We start from the raw sequence: 21,098 nt of genomic DNA, 5'->3' as shown, positions 1-21,098 counted from the left end.
GGCCGGAGCCGCTGGAACCACCGCCGCGACGGTCGTTCTTGTCTTTCGAAAAATGTTGCTTGCCATGGGGAACAATGGCTAAGTGCCGTATCGCTACGGTACGGTTGGTAAGGGATAGATTAATTAAAAAAGCAGTCGGTACCGAATAACTGGTGGGTCAGATGCGGGGCCCGGCCGGGCCGGCCGCTCTGATCACCGAATGTATTCAGTACCGACTGTCGAACGCGCCAGGCGCCAGGCTTGGGGGCCTAGTCGCGGCGCGCCATTTTGGCTTCGATGGAGTGCTGGGTGTGGGGCACCGCGCGGAGGCGGTCTTTGGGAATGAGCTTGCCCGTGCCGATGCACACGCCGTAAGTACCGTTTTTGATGCGAACCTGGGCGTTTTCCAGCTGCTGGATGAACTTCATCTGGCGCGAAGCCAGTTGGTTCATGCTCTCTTTTTCAGCCGTATCGGCTCCGTCTTCCAATACCTTGGCCGAGGAGGCGGTGTTATCGGTACCCGAATCGTTGCGGCGGGTTAGGGTTTCTTTGATGAAGGAAAGCTCCCGCCGGGCGGCCACCAGTTTGTCCTGGATAATTTGGTCGAATTCGCTTAAGTCTTCCCGCGAGTAGCGGACGTTTGCTTCGGTCATGGTAAGGAAAAGGAATAATCAGAGTAAGCGTACGTACAAACTATGGGTGGGTAAGGCAACGGCTGACGCTGCTAAATAGTTTACTGGGGCCCCTCCGCTCTGCCGCCGGCTGGTTTCATGGGCCCTTCGCCTCGCCCCGCAAAGGTAATAAGCACGTTACCGTTTCGCCTAACCTTCTCAGAAGCTCAGCATTTGAATGGCGGCCACCGCGGCCTCCACACCCTTGTTGCCAAGCTTGCCACCGGCGCGGTCCTGGGCCTGCTCCAAGGTGTTGGTGGTCACGAGCCCAAATATTACGGGCTTGTTGTACTTCAGCCCGACGGTGGTGAGGCCCTGGGCCACGGCGTGGTTGATGTAGTCGTCGTGCTTGGTTTCGCCTTGGATCACCACGCCCAGGCAAATCACGGCGTCAATCTCTTCGTGCTGGGCCAGGAACTGGGCCCCCAGCGTCAGTTCGAAACTACCGGGTACGCTGTTGCGGAAGATGTTCTCGGCCAGGGCCCCGTGCTTCACCAGCGTGTCGTAGGCCCCGGCGCTCAGCACGTCGGTAATCTCCCGGTTCCAATCCGCCACCACCAAGCCGAAGCGTTTGTCGCTGATGTCAATAAAATTGGAGTCGTCGTATGTACTCAGGTGTTGGAGGGAGGTAGCCATAAAAGCGTTGGGTTAATTATTTATCCGTGGCAGCACGGGTTTTTTATGAGAACAAAGTAGGACACTGGGGGCCCCAAGCTGGGGCCCTAAAGACAAAAAATGCGCTTCCCGGCTGGGGAAGCGCATTTGGATTCGGATGCCAGGGCGGCAGCTATTTCTGGAGCCGGGCCTTGAACTGCCGGGCTTCGGCTACTTCCTGGGCAGCCGGGTACTCGTTGAGGATGCGGTCGTAGGCTTTGAGGGCCCCGTCGGTATCCTTAGCGATTTCCCGAGCCGTGGCTTCTTTCATCAGGTAGCTGGGCGAGAAGTATTCGTTGGCTTTGTTATCGGCGGCTTTGGCGTAGAGGTCAGCGGCTTCCTTGGGCTTGTTTAGCTCCAGCTGCGCGTCGCCCATCAGGGCGTAGGCGCGGCTCTGCACCAGGTAGTCGTCCGAGCTGAAGTCTTCCAAGTAGTCAAGGGCGTCCTTGTACTTGCCTTCTTTCAGCGACGCCACGCCGGCGTAGAAGTTGGCCAGGTTGCCGGCCTTGGTGCTGCCGTACTCGTTGGCTACGGTGGCCAGGCCGGGGGCCCGGCCGTCGCCCTTCATGGCTTTCTTCAGCGAGTCGGCCTCCCAGGCATCCACGGCCCGGAACATGGCCGTTTGGGCTTTTTGGGTTTGCTGACCGCGCCAGGCATAGTAGCCAAACCCGCCCACGACGGCCGCCACTATTACCGCTAGGATGCCCAGCAGCAGGTTGCGGTTGTTGCGCACGAAATCTTCCGACTCGACCAGGCGGGCAGCCAGGGCATCGGGGTCTTCGAGCAACGGGTTCTCCGTAACGTAGTTTTCGGCCGGAGCCAGCGGGTCGGCGGGTACGGCTTGTTGCACTTGCCCCTGGCGGGCCTGCTGGCTTTTGCCAGTGAACGGAATTTTAGACATGATAGCCTGAAAGGGACGAATCGGACCCTGCCGGATGAGCAGTTCCTCGGCAGCGCAATTAGTCGTGGATGTAAGGGTAGTCGGTCTGCACGTACACGTCCTTGAACAGCTCGTCGGGCGTGGGGTACGGCGAAACTTCGGCAAATTCAACCGCGGCCTGCACCTCGCCCTTGATGCGCTCATCAATGGCGGCGAGGTCGTCCTCGGTAGCCATCTTGTTTTCCAGGATGGTGTGGCGCACGGCCTCGATGCTGTCCTGGGTGCGCTTCTCTTCCAACTCTTCCTTGGTGCGGTACTTGGCCGGGTCGCTCATCGAGTGGCCCTTGTAGCGATAAGTACGGAACTCCAAGAACGTGGGGCCCTCGCCGGCGCGGGCGCGCTCGGCGGCCTGGGCCACGGCGTGGTGCACGTCCTCCACCTGCATGGCGTTCACCGACTGCGACGGCATGTCGTAGCTCAGGCCTAGCTTGTAGAGCTCCGTCACGTTGGACGAGCGCTGCACCGACGTGCCCATGGCGTAACCGTTGTTCTCCACCACAAAGATGACGGGGAGCTTCCAGAGCATGGCCATGTTGAAGGCCTCGTGCAGGGCCCCTTGGCGCACCGCGCCGTCGCCCATGTAGCAGATGCAGAGCTTGCCGGTTTTGTTGTACATCTCGGCAAAGGCAATGCCCGCGGCCATCGGAATCTGGCCGCCCACGATGCCGTGGCCGCCCATGAACCCAACCTCCTTGTCGAACATGTGCATCGAGCCGCCCTTGCCCTTCGAGCAGCCGGTGGCCTTGGCGTACAGTTCGGCCATCACGGCGTTGGGCGAGGTGCCCAGGGCCAGTGGGTGGGCGTGGTCGCGGTACGCGGTGATGTACTTATCGCCCTTCTCCAGCGCCGACACGGCCCCGGCGACGCACGCCTCCTGGCCAATGTAGAGGTGGCAGAAACCTTTGATTTTTTGCTGGCCATAGAGCTGGCCAGCCTTGTCCTCAAATTTGCGCATGAGCTGCATTTGCTCGTACCAGCGCAGGTAGGTTTCTTTGGGAAAGGTGGGCTCGGCCACGGCTTGCGCCTGGGGCTCGGCTCCGCTCTCGGCGTCCACTGGACGGTCGGGGCCAGGCGCGGCAGCGTCGGGCTGCGGCGCAGTGGCTACTTGCTGGGCCTTGCCGTTGCCGTTGGCAGTGGGCGCGCCGGGCGCATTTTTAGGGGCCTCTTTTACTTTCGTATCCGCCATAGCACGTAATAGGTTATTCGCGTTGGGAGGGCGAAATTACGTAAAACTGCCCGTACTACCGACAACCCGATGACCTTAGACTCGTTGCAACTGCTTTTTTTCAAGAATTACGAGGCGGCAACGCTGCAATTCACCCCCGGGCTTAACTGCTTTATTGGCGACAACGGCAGTGGCAAAACCAACTTGCTCGACGCTATCCACTACTTATCGCTCACCAAGAGCGCTCTGACCCCCGTAGATGCCAATAGCATTAAGCAAGGTGCTGATTTTTTTGTAGTTAAGGGGAAATTTAGCGCAGATGAGGGCGCGGATGCCGAAACCATTCAGGTGAGCCTGCGCCAGGGCCAGAAAAAGACCCTGACCCACGACAAGCAGCCCTACGAGCGCATGGCCGACCACATTGGCCGCTACCCCGCCGTGCTGGTATCCCCTTACGATACCGACCTCATCCGCGAGGGCAGCGAGGAGCGCCGGAAATACTTCGACAGCTTGCTCTCGCAATTCGACCATGGGTTCCTCGACGTGCTCATTGCGTACAACGCTTTGCTGCGCCAACGAAACGCCCTGCTGAAGCTAGCTGCCGACCGCCCCGCCCAAGGTTTCGACCGCGACTACTTATTGGCTATTGACGACCAGCTGGCACCGTTGGGGACGAACCTTAGCCAGCAGCGGGCTACTTTCCTCGAACGCTTCACACCTATCTTCCGACAGCACTACCAGCAGCTGGCCGATGGCCGGGAAGAAGTATCCCTTACCTATAAAAGCCAACTGCTGGAAGCCGACTTTGGCCAGCTGTTGCGCCAGAACGAACGCCGCGACTTGATGATGCAGCGCACCACCGCTGGGGCCCACCGCGACGATTTCGTTTTTCTGATGGATGGCTTACCTGTCAAGAGTTATGCCTCGCAGGGCCAGCAAAAGTCCTACGCCATTGCCCTCAAGCTGGCCCAGTTTGAGATCCTGACCACGCGGCTGGTCGCGGCGGGCACGGAGGCGGCCAAGCCCTTGCTGTTGCTCGACGATATTTTCGACCGGCTCGACGACAAGCGCATTGCGCGGCTACTAGAGCTGGTGGCCGACGACACCTTTGGCCAAGTCTTTCTTACGGACACTAACTTGGCGCGTACCGACCAGGCGCTGGCCAACGTGCGAGGGGACATCCGCCGGTTTCGGGTACAAGGTGGCACGGCCGAGCAGCTATAAGAGCAAGCTCCACGTGGGCAAGTTGTACCTTTGGGGGCCTACCCTTGCCATAGGGGAAAGAGGAGTCGCTCGTTATTTTTACGGGGGCCCTCGCCCCCACCGGCTCCGCTACCATTCCGTGAAAAAACCTGGTCCCTCCGCTTCTTCCCGCCGCAACGACGTCATCGATTTGAAGGATGGCTTGGCCTCACTTGTGAAAGCCTACCGCTTGCAGGGCAAGCTAAATGAGGTGACCGTGGTGGCGAGTTGGGAGCGGGTGATGGGCAAGCCGGTTGCCCTCAAAACAAAGGAGGTGTACGTTCACCAAGGCAAGCTTTTCGTCCGGCTTACGTCGGCTCCTCTAAAGCACGAGTTGATGATGGCCAAGACCAAGGTGCTCGAACTCATTAACGCGGAGGTGGGTGAGGCAGTTGTTAGAGAGGTGGTTTTTCTGTAACCCCCTGATCCAATTTATTGGGGTGCATTGGCAACAAAAATGTTTCACGTGGAACATTTTTGTTAACGTGGTCCGTACACTTTTAGGAGGAGCTCATTGTATGCTTCTAGCAAGGCGATATACTTGGTCTGGAGGGCCAATAACTGGCCGGAAACGCTGTTATCGGTTGATGGAGGCAATGTTACACGTGGTGTAACGACTGGACGATTTGTAACACTATGCCCTTGCGTTACAAATGGCAAAGATGATTGTTGCGAGACTGTAAAGTCGTTTGCAAAATCATGTCCAATTGCATCGCCAACCCGCTTTACAAAATTGTAGTCGATTGTTTCCTCCTTGAACTTGCGGTAGATTGTCGGACGTGTAATGCCCATCTCCTCCACGATGCGCGTGATGGAGATACCGCTGTTTTTAATGGCTTCTTGAAGGATTTCGCCTTGATGTGGCATCTAATTGGTAAGTCGGGACGAGTAATACAAAGATGTATCAAATACAGTAACAAAGCAAAAATGTAAACAAGAATATCTTACGTTACAATTTAAAGTAAAGAATACATGTAACAAAATAGAGCGGTCATTTTGTTTCATTGCTGTATCTTGTATCACTATTCGTAATATCAATTCCTATTTGTAACTATCCTATCCTTCTTCAGCTAAAATGGCAAGCAAACGGTCCGGGTAATCAGTGGTCAGGCCATCGATACTCATTGACAGCAGCCGTTGCATGTCAACGGGGTTGTTTACAGTCCACGGCACCAAGTCCGTGCCCGGGTACAAGCGGCGCAGTTCATCGACGGCAGCGGGGGTAACTGACTCGTAGTTGGGACCGAAGACGTCCGGCTGGAAGCCCAGCTCCGCCACGGCGGCGGGCCAAGTTTGGCCGTCCTCACTGAGCAAGCACAGGGCCAGGCGGGTTCCCAGTTGAGCGTGGGCCAGGCGCAACACCCGCGGATCGAAGCATAGCAGTGTGGTGCGGGGCAGCATGTCGGCAGCCATTAGCTCGGCCAGTACCAAGGCCAGGAATTGAGCCGGTGTGGGATGGAAAATATCGTCGCCGGCAGGGGTACACTTTATCTCGATGGAGTAGCGCAGGCGCTTACTTCCGGGTGGGCGGGGCAGCGCCTCGGTGGCGGCCAGCACCTCGCGCAGCAGCGGCTTGGGCGCGGCTACCGGCTGCTGCAACGGAAACCCGGGGTGAGGTTCGCTGCCGCAGTCGCACTGCCGGATGGCGGCGTAGGGCATGTGGTACAAGTTGTGCTGACGCTCGTGCGCCGGGGCAATCCGGAGGCCCCCAGCATCGCGGCACAGGTGGGCAGCCAGCCAAGGATCGTGCGACACCACTACCTGGTGATCGGCTGAAATAACAACATCCATTTCCAACACGTCCACGCCCAGCGCAGCAGCGTGCAGAAACCCGGGCAGTGTGTTTTCGGGGAATAAGCCCCGGCAGCCCCGGTGGCCGTGCACTTCGGGGCGCTTAGGGACTGCTACGGTTGGGGTGCGGCTGGCGGTTGGCATGAGTGATGGCGGACGGGTAGGGCGCTGGCTAATTGCTGCGCGAAAGATTTCGCGGCGGCCGTAGGTGCAGGTAAATTTGAGTGCTTTCCGGTATTCGTACTGATTCCGCTTCTCACCAATCCTATGTCTTGATTCGCTTACAAATGAAAAAACCACTCTTCTTCGTCGTGTTGCTGGCGCTGGCCGCCGGGGCTTATTACTACGTGAAAAGCAAGAAGGATGGCCCGACGGGGGCCCTGGTGCAGGCAGCGGCGGCCGTGCGGGCGCACGACGTGGCCAGCTTCGAGAAGTTTGTGGACGTGGGCAGCGTCACTTCCCATTTGGTTGATAACGTGGCCAGCCAAGGCTCGCTGCTAACGGCCCTGGTGCCGGGCGGGAGCCTGATGATGGGCGGGGCCCTGCGCCTGCTCAAACCCACACTGGCTAGCGCCGCCCGCCAGGAAGTAATGCGCTACGTCGAAACTGGGTCGGTGGCGGCAGCGGCGCCGAAGCACGGCATGAATCTATCCATCCTAGGCCTGGCGGGCAAGGTGGTGGGGCCCGACAGCAAGTTCAGCAGCATCAAGTACGCCACGGAGCAGGGGGAGCAGGCACTGGTGGGCATTGAGTTCACGCAGCCGCGCTACGACACCACGCTAGTAGTAGAGGTGAAGATGCTACACCTAGGCGACCACTGGCAGATGACCGAAATCACGAACACAGGGGATTTGCTGCGTCGCACGGCCAACTTAGAGAAGCGCCGGATGCTGCGGTAGGGGCCCTACTGATTCGCGCCAAAAGCAAAGGGCCGGCCCGTCATAATGACGGGCCGGCCCTTTGTTGTTCTTCTACTCTGACCAGGCTATTTGCCGCGGCCGGCGAAGAGGTAGTAGATGATCAGGCCGCCCAAGGGGAAGAAGAAGATGATGGCAGCCCAGAGGATTTTCTTGCCAATGTCCCAGGGCTGACGGAATACGTCGAGCAGGGCCAGCACGTCGAGGGCCAGCAGTACGTAGCCCCAGATGGCTAGGCTACCGCTATTGTTGTAGCGGCTGCACGAGGTAGCCAGGAGCAGGAAGGGCAACAACAGCGTGGCGAGGGGCACGCGCGAAGCGGAAGTATTGAAAGTACGCATCAGGATGAAGTGAAAGAGGTGAATTTGGGACTTCTACGCACTCTAACCAGAATAGGTATATAAAAACCCTGCTTTTTATATATAAATAACAGACTATCAGAACTTTGAATAAATGAACTGCTTCACCTGCACGTAGAATTGGGGGGCGGCGGCCGGCAGCAGCGCCGCTATCAGCACCACGCCGAACAGGGCCCCGTAGAAGTGGGCGTCGTGGTTGATGTTGTCGCCCTGGCGGCGGCCCTGGTACCACGAGTAGAACAGGTACAGAAAGCCGAACAGGAAGGGCTGAATGGGGAACGGAATGGGGAAGATGATGATGCCGCCCCCGCCCGGTGCCACCGGAAACAGCAGGATGCTGGCAAACACCACCGCCGACACGCCACCTGAGGCCCCCAGGCTGCGGTAGTTGGCGTCGTGGCGGTGGCGGTAGTAGGTGGGCACGTCGGAGAGGATGATGCCGCCCAGGTAGAGCAGCAGGAACCAGCCCAGCCCGGGCAGCTCCCCAAAGTTGCCTTCCAGGGCCCCCAGCACCACGGGGCTGAATGAATAAAAGGCAAACATGTTGAAGAGCAAATGGCCCCAGTCGGCGTGCAGAAAGCCAGAGGTGAGGAAGCGGTACCACTGCCCGCGCCGGGCCATGAGGGCCGGCTCCAGGATCCAGGCGTTCATGAATTCGGGTTTAGACAGGGCGTAGGCTGACACGAGGACCGTGAGGCCAATCAGGACGATGATGGGAAGGGGCACGATAAGTTAGTTTTCGCGGTCCATGAGCTGGAGCGCGAGGTGATGCAGGGGTTGCTTGCGGGCGTCGGGGGCCCCCACGCGGGCCAGGTGCTGCAAGGCATCCTGGAAGTAATTATTGATAAGCGCCTCGGTTTGGGGCCGGATATCAAGCTCGTCGTATACGGCGCGCACGGCGGCTACTTTGGCGTCGGCGTCGGCCACGGGCTGGCCAATGTGCTGGGCCAGTACGGCGCGCTGGGCGGGGCTGGCCTGGGCCTGGGCGGTGAGGAACAGGTAGGTTTTCTTGTCCGACACGATGTCACCGCCCACCCGCTTGCCGAACGTGGCGGCGTCGCCGTACACGTCGAGCAGGTCGTCGCGCAGCTGGAAGGCCAGGCCAATGTCGGTGCCGAACTGGCGCAGGTGCTCGGCATCTTCGGCCGGGGCCCCGGCGAGTACGGCCCCCAGCTCGAGGCAGAAGCCCAGGAGCACGGCCGTTTTCAGGCGAATCATGTCCAGGTACTGCGGGATGCTGACCTCGGCTTCGGTTTCGAAGTTCATGTCCCACTGCTGGCCCTCGCACACCTCGGCGGCCGTTTGGCTGAAGCGGCGCAGCACCGCCGGCAGCAGCGCCGGGGCCACGTCGAAGAACAGCTCGTAGGCCCGCACCAGCATCACGTCGCCGCTGAGGATGGCCACGTTGGGGTTCCATTTCTCGTGCACCGTGGGCTGGCCGCGGCGCAGCGGGGCCTGGTCCATCAGGTCGTCGTGCAACAGGGTGAAGTTGTGGAAAACCTCGGTGGCCAGGGCGGGCTTGGTGACGGGCCCCAGGTCGTCGGTGAAGAGGTGGGCCCCCAGCAGCGTGAGCAGCGGCCGGATGCGTTTCCCGCCCAGGCCCATGATGTAACGGATGGGCTCGTAGAGCGTGTCGGGGGCCTCACCGTAGTGGAGCTGGGCGAGGGCGGCGGTGATGTGAGCGGGGAAGTCCAAGGGTTCTTTCGCGCGAGGGTTCGCAAGGTGAAAAGTAGGTTTTGCAAAGTTCGTTCTAAAAGAAAGGCCCCGCCGCCTGGGGTGGGCGGCGGGGCTTTTCAGGAGTTGCCGGGGCCGGCTAGCGGCGGCGGTTGCCGCCCTTGGGGCCCCCTTTGGAGCCGCCTCCCTTATGGCCGCCGCCCGAATGCTCGCGGTAGCCGCGAGGAGCGTTGCGCTGGGCCTTGCGCTCCTCAGCTTCGCGGCGCTTCACGTCGTCGGGCCGGTTGTCCACGAGGTCGAAGTCGATGGTGCGGTCGAGCAGGTTGGCCGACTTCACCACCACCTCCAGCTCGTCGCCGAACTGGATGATGCGCTTGCTGCCGCGGCCCACGATGCGGTAGTTGTCCTTGTCCAGCTCGAAGGTGTCGCCTGGAATGTCGCTCAGGCGCACCATGCCCTCGCACTTGTTCGACTCAATCTCGATGTACATGCCGCGCTCCGTGAGGCCCGACACCACGCCCTTGAAGACGTTGCCAATTTCGTCGGCCATGAACTCGACCTGCTTGAACTTGATGCTGGCGCGCTCGGCGTTGGCCGCCAGTTTCTCGCGGGCCGACGAGTGCTTGCACTCGTCTTCCACCGGCTCCACGGGCACATTCTTGCCGCCCAGCAGGTAGTGCTCCAGCAGGCGGTGGGCCATCATATCGGGGTACCGGCGGATGGGCGAGGTGAAGTGCGAGTAGTGCGCGAAGGCCAAGCCGAAGTGGCCCAGCGGCTCGGTCGAGTAAATGGCCTTCGACATGGTGCGGATGGCCAAGCCCTGGAGCACGTTCTGCTCGGGCTTGCCCATCACTTCCTCGCTCAGGGTGTTCAGCTCGGTGCTCACCTTTTTGGGGTTGTCGAGCTTAAGGGTGTAGCCGAACTTCTGGGCGAAGAGGGCGAAGTTCTGGAGCCGCTCGGGCTCGGGGGCGTCGTGGGTGCGGTACACCATGGTGTAGCGCGGCTTGGTCTTTTTGAGGTTAAACACGAACTCGGCCACCTTGCGGTTGGCCAGCAGCATAAACTCCTCGATCATCTTGTGCGCGTCCTTGCGCTCCTTCACGAACACGCCGAGTGGCTTGCCATCGGGAGCCAGGCGGAACTTCACCTCCTGGGTTTCGAAGCTGATGGCCCCCTGCTTGAAGCGCTGGGCGTGCAGCTTCTTGGCAATGCCGTTGAGCGTGTTCACCTCCTCGGCGTAGTCGCCCTCGCCATTTTCGATGCGCTCCTGGGCGTCTTCGTAGGAGAAGCGGCGGTCGGAGTGGATGACGGTTTTGCCGAACCACGACTCATAGAGCTTGCCCGCCTCGTCCAGCTCAAACACGGCCGAGAAGGTCAGCTTGTCCTCGTTGGGCCGCAGCGAGCAGAGGCCATTGGACAGCCGCTCGGGCAGCATCGGAATCACCCGGTCCACGAGGTACACCGACGTGGCGCGGTGCTTGCCCTCGCGCTCCAGTTCGGTGTTGGGGCGCACGTAGTGGGTCACGTCGGCGATGTGGACGCCGATTTCCCAGTTGCCGTTCTCCAGCTTTTCGATGGACAGCGCGTCGTCGAAATCCTTGGCGTCGGCCGGGTCGATGGTGAAGGTGGTGATGTTGCGGAAGTCGCGGCGCAGGGCCACTTCCGATTCGGGGATGACATCGGAAATGGCTTCCGACTCTTCCTCCACTTCTGACGGAAATTCAAACGGCAACCCGAACTCGGCCATGATGGCGTTAATCTCGGCCTCGTTGCCGCCGGCTTGGCCGAAGTTGCGCACCACCTCGCCCGTCGGCTGGCGGTTGCTGTCCTCCGGAAACTCCACGATGCGCACGAGCACCTTGTCGCCGTTGCGGGCATCGCCCAGGGCGTGCGGCGGCACGAACACGTCGAAGTACATCTTGCGGTTGTCGGGCTTCACGAAGCCCAGCGTGCCTTGCACCTGCAGGCGGCCCACCACCTCGGGGCGCTGCCGCTTGAGCACCTCCACCACGTCGCCCACCGGCCGGCCGTCGCGCGAGCCGCGCATCCGCACCCGCACCACGTCGCCCTGCAAAGCAAACTTGAGCTGGTCGGTGAACACGCGGATGTCGTCGCTGCCCTCCGCCTCAGGAATCACAAAGGCAAAGTTGGCCGTGGCCAAATCCACCGTGCCGATGATGGTGTTGGCGTCGCGGCTGGGCCGCGAGTCGCCGCCCACGTAGTCGAAGCCAGCTTCACGGCGGCGGTGCACGATGGGGTCCTGGCCGAACTCGGCGGCCCGCTCGTGGCTGGCCAGCTGGCTGGCAGGGGCCCCAGACTTGGCGGTTTTCTTGCCCTTGGCGGGCTGCTCCGTCGCGGGGGCAGCACTGGCATCGGCCAGGCGGTACTCGTCGTTCTGGAGCAGCGTAATGGCGCCGAGCTGGCGCAGCTTTTTGAGGTAGCCAAATATCTCCTCGCGCTGCTGCTTGGTGGTCACGCCCAGGCGGCGCGAGAGCTGGCGGTAGGCCAGCACTTTGTCGGGGTTGTCGGTAAATGCGCGGAGTACCAGCTCTTGGGTGATGGGCGCGGGGGCGGGCTGTTCGCGCTTGGCGCGGGCCGGCCGGGGGGGATTCGTTGGTTCCATTTAAAACGTAGGCCGCCAATAAGTGAATTGAGCCGAGGCGGCGGGCGGAGAAGCCGGGCGGAGCCCGGCAGTAGGTAGGTAAAACGCGGCCGTGGCCGCGAGGTTTTAGGATTGGTTCTTAGTTGGTCGTTGCGGGTTGCTAAGCGCGGTTACGGGCCGCTCTCCTAGCGCAACGACGCTGCTAATTACTTAAGCCGCCCAGCCACCGCCGACCGGATGTCAGCCAGGCTGTCTTTGGGAATGGCGGCCAGCAAGCCTTGGGTGTAGGCGTGCTGCGGGTGGGCGTAGATGGCAGCGGCCGGGCCGCTCTCCACGATGCGCCCCTGGTGCATCACCAGCAGCCGGTCGCTCATGAAGCGAGCCACCGACAGGTCGTGGGTAATGAATAAGTACGTGATGCCGAACTCGCGCTTGAGGTCGTTGAGCAGGTTCAGCACCTGGGCCTGCACCGATACGTCGAGCGCCGACACCGACTCGTCGCACACAATCAGCTTGGGTTGTAAGGCCAGGGCCCTAGCAATGCAAATGCGCTGCCGCTGCCCCCCACTGAACTCGTGCGGGTAGCGCAGGAAATGCTCCTCGCGCAACCCCACAATTTGCAGCAGTTCCAGCACCCGCGCCTTTTGCGCGGCCCGGGAGCCCCCCACGCCGTGCACCCGCATGGGCTCCCAAATGGCCTCCCCCACCGTCAGCATCGGGTTGAGGGCCGCGTAGGGGTCCTGGAATACCAGCTGGAACTCACGCCGACGGCGGCGTAATTCCTCGGCTGGCAGCCGGGCGAGGTCAGTGCCTTCAAACAGGATGCGGCCGGCGGTAGGTTCCGTGAGGCGGAGCAGGGCCCGGCCTAAAGTCGTTTTGCCGCAGCCCGACTCGCCCACGAGGCCCACCGTTTCGCCAGGGTACAGCGTGAAGCTCACGTCGTCCACGGCCCGCACCACGGCCTTGGGCTGGAACCAGCCGCTGCGCACGGGGAAGTGCACCTGCAAGTTCTCCACCTGCAACAGCGGCTGCGCGCCCGAAACGCTGGCGCTGGCGGCTAATGTTGGAGCCTCAGCGGACTGGAGCAGGCGCGTGGGGGCCCTATTTATAGCCGGTTGTTCCACGCCCGTCTGTAGATGTTCCACGGGGAACGTTTTGGTGGTACCGGAATTATCCCGTAACTGCTGGGCCTCGATTTCGGGCGATGAATCCGTAAGTGCCTCATTCTCCAAGGCCACCACCGGCGCGGGCTGGGCCGTCAGAAGCCCATTATCGTCTTCGGCCATAAAATCGGCCACCACGGGCAGCCGTTTCAGGCCCACCGAAAGCCGCGGACGGCACGCTAAAAGGCCTTTTGTGTACGGATGTTGGGGATTTTCGAAAATTTCCAGCACGGGGCCCTGTTCCACCACTTTCCCGCGGTACATCACCAAAATGCGGTCGGCAATTTCGGCCACCACGCCCAGGTCGTGGGTGATGAAGAGCACGGCCGTGTCGTACTGGCGCCGCAGGTCGTCGATCAGGCGCAGCATCCGGGCCTGCACCGTCACGTCGAGGGCCGTGGTGGGCTCGTCGGCGATGAGCAGCGCGGGGCGGCAGGCCATGGCCATGGCAATCATCACGCGCTGTTTCTGGCCGCCCGAAATCTCGTGCGGGTAGCTGGTGAAGATGCCTGCCGGGCGCGGCAGCTGCGCCTCGGTGAACAGCTCGATGGTACGCGCTTTTGCTTCGTCTTTGCTAAGGCTGGTGTGCAGCAGCAAGGCTTCGGCCACCTGGGCCCCGCAGGTGAGCACCGGGTTCAGGGAAGTCATCGGCTCCTGAAAAATCATCCCGATGTCGTTGCCCCGCACCTTTTGCAGCTGCTTTTCGGGCAAAGTCAGCAGGTCTACTTCGCCCAGGGCCCCGGACTGGAACACGGCTGAGCCCGAGACCAGCCGGCCGGGCGGCATGGGAATCAGCCCCAGCAGCGCCAGCGACGTGACCGATTTTCCCGAGCCCGACTCCCCTACTATCGCCACCGTTTCGCCCCGGCGCAGCTCAAACGACACGCCGTCCACGGCGCGGGTGTGGCCGCGGTGGCTGAGGAAATCGAGCGTGAGGTTGGAAACGGTGAGTAACGGTTGGGGCACGGGCGGCGAGGGCAAGGGAACGGCGGGGCGAAAAAGCGCGGCAGCAAGCGCGGTGGCAGGCAAGAAAAATCCCCGGGGCCGCTGGGGCCCCGGGGACGTGAAGTTAGTGCGCGGCCGGGGCTTCGGCCGTGCCGGGCGCGGGTTGCGGGCTGGCTTCCTCCTGCTGGAAAAACCGGCTTTGGTTAAGCAGAATCAGCGCGACGCCGATGAAGATGGACGAGTCGGCGATGTTAAAAATGGGCCACAGCGACACGTACTTCCCGCCCAGCAGCGGCCACGACTGCGGCAAAAAGCCTTCGTAGATGTCGACGTAAATCATGTCAATCACCTGGCCGTGGAACCAGGGCGTGGGGGCCCCAAACGGCGCGTTCTTGTAGAGCAAGCCGTAGAAGATGGAATCGACCAGGTTGCCCACGGCCCCGCCCAGGATGAGCGCCATGCAGGCAATGAAGCCTGCGGCGGCCCGCTCGCGGCACAGCTTCACGATGTACCAGCTCAGGCCCCCCACGGCCAGCAGGCGGAAGCCGCTGAGCATGATTTTGCCGTACGGCGGCGGCAGCTCCACGCCGAAGGCCATGCCCGGGTTGAGGGTGTAGTGCAGCTTGAGCCAGTGGCCAATGAGCGGGATTTCGCCCGGCATGCCGGGCTGCATGTAGGTGTGCACGGCCCACTTCGAGAGCTGGTCAATGCCGATGACCAGCAGGGCCAGCAGGAAGAATTTGAGCGCCGTTTGGGGGCGGGTGGTGCGGGTTGGTTGCATGGCAGCGTGCCGGAAAGTTGCCGAAGCAACAGGGAACCGGCTTATCGACTTTTATACCTTTTATAACTGATTTACTGGCCTTTTGAACCAATAAAGACGAGCTTATTGAACACTTGTGCGGCGTTGGACGCGCCGGGGTTTTAGGGCCCCGGCGAGTCGTTAAGCCTCAGCTAGTTGCGACTTCGAGGCGCACGGGCACCGCAAAGTCGTCAAATTCCAGCACCGAGCCGCCAGTCACGGCGGGCGCAAAATCTAGCGCCAACGCTTGGGTTTCGGTGCGAATGTAGTCGCCGAAGGCGGCCACGGCGGCCGTGAGGGCGGGCTCCTGGTCGGCCAGCGTCACGCGGATGCGGTCCTGCACTTCCAGGCCCGAGTCTTTGCGCAGGTTTTGGAGGCGGTTCACCAGCTCGCGGGCAAGGCCTTCCTGGCGCAATTCGTTGGTTAGGGTCACGTCGAGGGCCACGGTCAGGGGCCCATCGGTGGCCACCAGCCAGCCCGGCAGGTCGTCGGTGCGGATTTCCACGTCGTCGGGCGCCAGGGTGATGGGCTCGCCGTTGACTTCCACGGCGAGGCTTCCCTCCTTCTCCAGCCTGGAGATTTCGGCCGCCGTCATGGCCTGAATGCGGGCCCCCACAGCTTTCAGCCGGGGGCCGTACTGCTGGCCCAGGCGCTTGAAGTTGGGCTTCACCGACTTCACCAGCACGCCGCTCTCATCGGTCAGAAACTCGATGTGCTTCACGTTGATTTCGGCGCAAATCAGATCCTCCACGAGGCCGACTTGCTCCTTGGTCGTGTCGTTCAGCACCGGCACCAGAATGCGCTGCAAGGGCTGGCGCACTTTCAGCACCGACTTCTTGCGCAGCGAGTGGGCCAGCGAGCTGATGCGCTGGGCCAGCTCCATGCGCTCCTCCAGGGCCCTGTCGATGCGGGTGGCATCGGCCGCGGCCAGCAGCGTGAGGTGAACCGATTCGGGGCCCTGGCCGCCGCTTAGGTTGCGGTACAGCCACTCGGCGAAGAACGGCGCGATGGGTGCCATGAGCTGCGCCACAGTGGTGAGGCATTCATTTAGCGTCTCGTAGGCCCCGCGCTTGTCGGTCGTCAGCTCGCCCTTCCAGAAGCGGCGGCGCGAGAGGCGCACGTACCAGTTGGAGAGGTGGTCGGTCACGAAATCCTGGATGGCCCGGGCGCCTTCGTCGGGTCGTAACTATCTAGCTGCAAGCGCACTTCGGCTACCAGCGACTGCAACTTGCTCAGCACCCAGCGGTCCAGCTCACTCAGCTCGGCGTGCGCCACGCGGTTGTTTTCGTCGATTTCAAACCCGTCGAGGTTGGCGTACAGCGCGTAAAACGAGTACGTATTGAAGAGCGTGCCGAAGAAGCGGCGCTGCACTTCCACCACGCCGGCGGGGTCGAACTTGAGGTTGTCCCACGGCGGCGCGTTGGCGATGAGGTACCAGCGGGTGGCGTCGGGCCCGAACTGCTTGATGGTGGCAAACGGGTCCACGGCGTTGCCGAGGCGCTTGCTCATCTTCTGGCCGTCTTTGGCCAACACCAAGCCGTTGGCAATCACGTTTTTGAAAGCCACCGAATCTTCCAGCATCACGGCCAGCGCGTGCAGCGTGAAGAACCAGCCGCGGGTTTGGTCCACGCCTTCGGCAATGAAATCGGCGGGGAAATTCTTGTGGAAAATGTCGGCGTTTTCAATCGGGTAGTGCCACTGGGCGTAGGGCACGGCCCCGGAGTCAAACCACACGTCGATGAGGTCCGGCTCGCGGTACATGGGCTGGCCGCTGGGCGAAACGAGGAAAATATCGTCCACGTAGGGCCGGTGCAGGTCAATTTTCTCGCCGTTGGCATAGGGGTTGTGGGTCATGACTTCGGCCGCCACGGCCTTGTCAATCTCCGCCTTCAGTTCGGCAATGCTGCCGATGCAGATTTCCTCGGTGCGGTCCTGGGTGCGCCAGATGGGCAGCGGCGTGCCCCAGTAGCGCGAGCGGCTCAGGTTCCAGTCCACCAAGTTCTCCAGCCAGTTGCCGAAGCGGCCGCTGCCGGTGCTTTCGGGCTTCCAGTTGATGGTTTTGTTGAGCTCGATGAGCCGGTCTTTCACCGCCGTGGTCTTGATGAACCACGAATCAAGCGGGTAGTAGAGCACCGGCTTGTCGGTGCGCCAGCAGTGCGGGTAAGTGTGCTCGTACTTCTCGGTTTTGAAGGCCGTGCCGTTCGTGCGCATCCGGATGGCGATGCTTTCGTCCAGCGTCTTATAGTCGGCGCCGCTCTGGTCGTGGCCGTCGTAGTTCTTCACCCAGCGGCCACCAAACTCGCCCATTTGGGCCACGTAGCGGCCCGTGCGGTCCACAATGGGCCCCAGCTTGCCCTGGTCGTCGGGCACCATCAGCGCCGGAATACCCGCCAACTGCGCCGCCCGAAAATCATCGGCGCCGAACGTGGGCGAGATGTGCACGATGCCCGTGCCGTCTTCCGTCGTCACAAAATCAGCGGGGATGACGCGGAACGCATTTTCTTCGCCTTCAAAATGCGGGAAACCGGCTTCAGTATCGAACAAACGCTCGTAATTGATGCCGACCAAGTCCGCGCCGGTAAACTCGCCTTCGAGGCGCCACGGCAGTAGCTTGTGGTCGCTTTCGGCATAGCCTTCCAGCAGCGCAGCGGCGCCTTTTTCGCTGAAATACCGGCCCACTAGGGCTTTAGCCAGCACCACGTGGATGGGCTCGAACGTGTACGGGTTGAACGTGCGGATGAGCTGGTACGGAATGTTCTTGCCCACCGCCAAACCGGTATTGGCCGGCAGCGTCCAGGGTGTGGTCGTCCAGGCCAGGATAAATACGTTGGCATTTGGGGCCCCAGCGGCGGCAAACAGCTTCTCCGATTTCTCGTCGTGCTTCACCTTGAACTGCGCCACTGCGGTCGTGTCCTTCACGTCCTTGTAGGTGCCGGGCTGGTTCAGCTCGTGCGAGCTGAGGCCGGTGCCGGCGGCGGGCGAGTAGGGCTGAATAGTGTAGCCTTTGTAGAGCAAGCCCTTGTCGTAGAGCTTTTTGAGCAGGGCCCAGCAGCTCTCGATGTACTCGGGCTCGAAGGTCACGTAGGGGTCGTCGAGGTCCACCCAGTACCCCATTTTCTGGGTCAGGTCGTCCCACTGCGCCTTGAAGCGCATGACCGTTTCCTTGCAGCGCTGGTTATAGTCCTCGATGCTGATTTTGTGGCCGATGTCTTCCTTCGTAATGCCCAGTTCCTTCTCCACTTGCAGCTCGATGGGCAGGCCGTGGGTATCCCAGCCGCCCTTGCGGGGCACCTGCTTGCCGAGCATGGTTTGGTAGCGGCAGAAGATGTCTTTCACCGCCCGCGCCATCACGTGGTGGATGCCGGGGGCCCCATTCGCCGACGGGGGCCCCTCGTAAAACACGAACGTGGGCTGGCCTTCGCGGCTGCTCACGCTCTTCTCAAAAATGTGGTTTTGCTGCCACCAAGCCAGCACGTCCTCTCCTACTTTGGCGTAGTCGAGCGGCTGTTTGTATTCGGGGTATTTCATGTTTTAAGCTATTAGCTGACAGCGGTTAGCTGTTAGCTTTTTCATTCAATGAGAACCGTCGTGCTGAGTGGAGCGCAGTCGAAGCATCTGTACTGCTCCACTAATCAGTGGTTACTGCTGTGGAAGAGATGCTTTGAACTCACTCAGCATGACGGCCTTTGGGTTTATTCTAAAGGTATTTTAAGTGGCTTAAACCGTCTTCGCGGGCTTGGCGCGCTCCACGCTCAGGCGTTGCAGGTTCTGGTCCATGTCGTCGTCTTCCTCGTGGTAGCTGTCGTCGTAATGGCGAATGGGGGCCCCACCGGGCATCTGCTCGTTTTTGCCGTGCTCGAAGGTGACGAGCAGCGCTGGCAGCAGCACCAGGTTTGAGAAGTTGGTGATGAGCAGCGAGGCTCCCATGAGGACGCCCAGGGCCTTGGTGCCCCCAAACTCGCTGAAGGCGAAGATGCTAAAGCCGATAAACAGCACGATGCTAGTGTAGATCATGCTCGTGCCGGCTTCGCTCAGCGTGTTGGTAATGGCCTCGCGCACGGTGCGGCCCCCGATGGCCATTTCCTGCCGGAACTTGGCCAGCAGATGGATGGAGTTGTCGCCGTCGATGCCCAGCGCAATCACGTAAATCAGGGCCGTGCTGGGCTTGAGGGCAATGCCGATGTAGCCCATGATGCCGGCCGTGAGCGAGAGCGTGACGAGGTTGGGCGTGAGGGCATAAAAGATGGTGCGGAACGAGCGGAACAGCAGCAGCACCACCAGCGCCACCAGCCCGAAGGCCCACAACAGGCTCTCTTGCAGCGTACCGATGACGTACTCGTTGCCCTTGGTGAAAATCACCGTCGTGCCCGTGCGCGTCACCTTCATGCCCGTGCCCTTGAAAATGCGGTCGATGGCGGGCTGAATGCGGCGGTTCACCAGCGTATCGAGCTTGTGCGAACCCACGTCGGCAATTTTCAGGCTGATGCGGGCGCTTTCCGATTTGCTGTCGATGAACGAGCGGATGAGCTTGCTGTCGGTGCCCGCGCCGGTGCCCTTGGAGTTACCCAAGTAGCTCAGGATAAAATTCTTATCCGAATTGTCGGGTAGGTGGTAGAAATCCGGACTACCGTTGTAGAATGCCTGAGTGGCGGCCTTGATGAAGGTGACAATGCTGATGGGCGGCGACAGCTCCGGCTGGGCCCGCAGGAACTTCTCAAACTGGTCGATTTTCTGCAAGTTGGGCAACTTGAGTAGACCGTTGGGCTTGCCCGTGTCCACCACAAACTCCAGGGGCATTACCCCACTGAAATGGGCCTGGAAGAAGTCCAAGTCGGTGTTCACCGAGCTGGACTTAGGCAGGTCGTCCACCATAAACGACACGGCCTCAATCTTGCGGATGCCCAGGCCGGCGATGACGAGCAGGCCCAGCGCCGCCAGGTACACGGTGCCGCGGCGGTTGAGCACGATGTAATCCAGGAAGTGGATGATGCCAATCAGCGGCTTCGAATCGAGGTGTTCGAGCTGCTTTTCGGTGGGCGGCGGCAAGAAGGTAAACACCGCCGGAATCATGATAAAGCTGATGACGAAGGCCACGAAAATGTTGATCGTGGCCACCATCCCAAACTGGTAGAGAATGGCGATGTCGGTGAAGGTGAACACCACGAAGCCAATGGCCGTGGTCGTGTTGTTCATGAGCGTGATGAGGCCGATTTTGCGGATTACCCGCGTCATGGCCAGAATTTGGTTGCCCGATTTGCGGTAGTCGTAGTGGTAGCGCGAGAGCAGGTACGTGCAGTTGGGCACCCCAATCACCACCAAAATGCTCGGAATCAGGCCCGTGAGCAAGTTGATTTTGAAGCCCAGCAGCACGATGCTGGCAATGCACCAGATCATCACGATGGCCACCACCAGCAGCGGAAACACCACCGCCGACCACGTCCGAAAGAATAGGAACAGCGTGACGCCCATCACGACTAGCACCAGCAGGGCGAAGAATTTCATCTCGCCGGCCACCTTCGTGGTCATCGTCGAGCGCACGTAGGGCAGGCCTGCGTAGTGCAGCTTGATGCCGGTGGTTTTCTCGAACCGCCCGGCGTGGCCCAGGATGTTGTTCATCACCGCCTGCCGGCGGCTGGAGTTCAAGTAAGCCGGGTCGAGCGTTACGGCCAGCAGCGTGGCCCCGGAGCGGGGCGCAATAATCTGGCCCTTATAGAACTCAATGCTGTTCACCACCCGCAGTAGCGAGTCCAGCTCGTGCTGCGAGCGCGGCGGGGCCCTAAATACAGGGGCCGTCACGAACCGCCCCTGGGCTGTATCCTTCTCAATCTGAATGAGGCGCGTGATGCCCAGCACCCCGCTCACGCCCTGCACCTTGGCCAGCGTGTCGGTGAGGCTTTGGAACTGGCTGAAGTTTTTGAGCTGGTACACCGAGCTGTCCTGCATGCCCAGCACGAGGATGTTGCCGTCCTCGCCGAAGGTTTTCTTGAACTGCTGGAAGTATACCATGTCGGGGTCCTTCGGGCTCACCACCTGGGCAAAGTCGTAGGTCATCTCCACATCCTTGGCTACCCAGGCCATGTACGCAGTCGAAACACCGACGAGGCTCAGCAGCCAGATGCGGTACTTGATGATAAAGAGGGCGATGTGTCCCCACATAAGCGTCAGAAAATTAGCGAATAAGTAAAGGTAGGGGCCCC

The 21,098-nt window shown here is 61.0% G+C and carries 16 protein-coding genes and 1 pseudogene; 3 read left to right on the top strand and 14 right to left on the bottom strand.

The window, feature by feature from the left end; translation table 11 throughout:
• Positions 1-248: 248 nt before the first annotated feature.
• From BEN49_RS16645 to pdhA, 4 genes are all read right to left on the bottom strand, one after another.
• Entirely contained in the window at positions 249-632 is a 384-nt protein-coding gene (locus BEN49_RS16645) for a TraR/DksA family transcriptional regulator (RefSeq protein ID WP_070745326.1), read from the bottom strand.
• Between the two features lie 177 nt (positions 633-809).
• Positions 810-1,286 carry a 6,7-dimethyl-8-ribityllumazine synthase gene (ribH, locus tag BEN49_RS16640; protein ID WP_070745323.1) on the bottom strand — a complete coding sequence of 159 codons (477 nt, stop codon included), beginning with the start codon at positions 1,284-1,286 and terminating at the stop codon, positions 810-812.
• Between the two features lie 151 nt (positions 1,287-1,437).
• On the bottom strand, positions 1,438-2,205 hold the full coding sequence (locus tag BEN49_RS16635; RefSeq protein WP_239691979.1) for a tetratricopeptide repeat protein: 768 nt from the start codon (positions 2,203-2,205) through the stop codon (positions 1,438-1,440).
• A 58-nt stretch (positions 2,206-2,263) separates the two neighbouring features.
• On the bottom strand, positions 2,264-3,430 hold the full coding sequence (gene pdhA / locus BEN49_RS16630; protein ID WP_083326194.1) for a pyruvate dehydrogenase (acetyl-transferring) E1 component subunit alpha: 1,167 nt from the start codon (positions 3,428-3,430) through the stop codon (positions 2,264-2,266).
• Positions 3,431-3,499: 69 nt separating this feature from the next.
• On the opposite strand from pdhA, the gene recF reads away from it, so the two are divergent.
• Positions 3,500-4,633 carry a DNA replication/repair protein RecF gene (gene recF, locus BEN49_RS16625; RefSeq protein WP_070745321.1) on the top strand — a complete coding sequence of 378 codons (1,134 nt, stop codon included), beginning with the start codon at positions 3,500-3,502 and terminating at the stop codon, positions 4,631-4,633.
• 118 nt (positions 4,634-4,751) lie between these two features.
• A complete protein-coding gene (locus tag BEN49_RS16620; protein WP_070745338.1) occupies positions 4,752-5,069 on the top strand; it encodes a DciA family protein in 318 nt (105 codons plus the stop codon).
• Between the two features lie 62 nt (positions 5,070-5,131).
• On the opposite strand, the gene BEN49_RS27065 is transcribed toward BEN49_RS16620, so the two are convergent.
• Both BEN49_RS27065 and BEN49_RS16615 read right to left on the bottom strand, forming a co-directional pair.
• Positions 5,132-5,518: a helix-turn-helix domain-containing protein gene (locus BEN49_RS27065; RefSeq protein WP_125916956.1), complete on the bottom strand. Its 387-nt coding sequence runs from the start codon at positions 5,516-5,518 to the stop codon at positions 5,132-5,134.
• Between the two features lie 189 nt (positions 5,519-5,707).
• The gene (locus tag BEN49_RS16615; protein WP_070745318.1) at positions 5,708-6,586 is read right to left on the bottom strand and encodes a glycerophosphodiester phosphodiesterase family protein; all 879 of its coding nucleotides are present in this window, start codon (positions 6,584-6,586) and stop codon (positions 5,708-5,710) included.
• Between the two features lie 143 nt (positions 6,587-6,729).
• On the opposite strand from BEN49_RS16615, the gene BEN49_RS16610 reads away from it, so the two are divergent.
• Entirely contained in the window at positions 6,730-7,341 is a 612-nt protein-coding gene (locus tag BEN49_RS16610) for a hypothetical protein (RefSeq protein WP_070745315.1), read from the top strand.
• An 86-nt stretch (positions 7,342-7,427) separates the two neighbouring features.
• On the opposite strand, the gene BEN49_RS16605 is transcribed toward BEN49_RS16610, so the two are convergent.
• The 8 genes and pseudogenes from BEN49_RS16605 to BEN49_RS16570 all read right to left on the bottom strand — a co-directional run bounded on the left by BEN49_RS16605 (position 7,428) and on the right by BEN49_RS16570 (position 21,057).
• Positions 7,428-7,700 carry a PLD nuclease N-terminal domain-containing protein gene (locus BEN49_RS16605; protein WP_083326193.1) on the bottom strand — a complete coding sequence of 91 codons (273 nt, stop codon included), beginning with the start codon at positions 7,698-7,700 and terminating at the stop codon, positions 7,428-7,430.
• A 96-nt stretch (positions 7,701-7,796) separates the two neighbouring features.
• Entirely contained in the window at positions 7,797-8,444 is a 648-nt protein-coding gene (locus BEN49_RS16600; protein WP_070745312.1) for a rhomboid family intramembrane serine protease, read from the bottom strand.
• Positions 8,445-8,450: 6 nt separating this feature from the next.
• Entirely contained in the window at positions 8,451-9,413 is a 963-nt protein-coding gene (locus BEN49_RS16595) for a polyprenyl synthetase family protein (protein WP_070745309.1), read from the bottom strand.
• A 118-nt stretch (positions 9,414-9,531) separates the two neighbouring features.
• The gene (gene rnr / locus BEN49_RS16590) at positions 9,532-12,015 is read right to left on the bottom strand and encodes a ribonuclease R (protein ID WP_070745306.1); all 2,484 of its coding nucleotides are present in this window, start codon (positions 12,013-12,015) and stop codon (positions 9,532-9,534) included.
• A 185-nt stretch (positions 12,016-12,200) separates the two neighbouring features.
• Positions 12,201-14,123, bottom strand: coding sequence for an ABC transporter ATP-binding protein (locus BEN49_RS16585; protein WP_070745332.1), 1,923 nt, complete (start codon positions 14,121-14,123; stop codon positions 12,201-12,203).
• Positions 14,124-14,226: 103 nt separating this feature from the next.
• Positions 14,227-14,883: a lipoprotein signal peptidase gene (locus BEN49_RS16580; protein WP_070745303.1), complete on the bottom strand. Its 657-nt coding sequence runs from the start codon at positions 14,881-14,883 to the stop codon at positions 14,227-14,229.
• A gap of 166 nt (positions 14,884-15,049) precedes the next feature.
• Positions 15,050-18,429: pseudogene (gene ileS, locus BEN49_RS16575) on the bottom strand (isoleucine--tRNA ligase).
• A 189-nt stretch (positions 18,430-18,618) separates the two neighbouring features.
• Positions 18,619-21,057 (bottom strand): efflux RND transporter permease subunit, encoded by a 2,439-nt coding sequence (locus BEN49_RS16570; RefSeq protein WP_070745299.1) that lies wholly within the window; start codon positions 21,055-21,057, stop codon positions 18,619-18,621.
• Positions 21,058-21,098 lie beyond the last annotated feature (41 nt).

The organism is Hymenobacter coccineus (assembly GCF_001816125.1).
GTDB classification, from domain to species: Bacteria; Bacteroidota; Bacteroidia; order Cytophagales; family Hymenobacteraceae; genus Hymenobacter; species Hymenobacter coccineus.
Note: the sequence above shows the minus strand (reverse complement) of the source record. Positions and strands in the feature narration are given on the sequence as shown.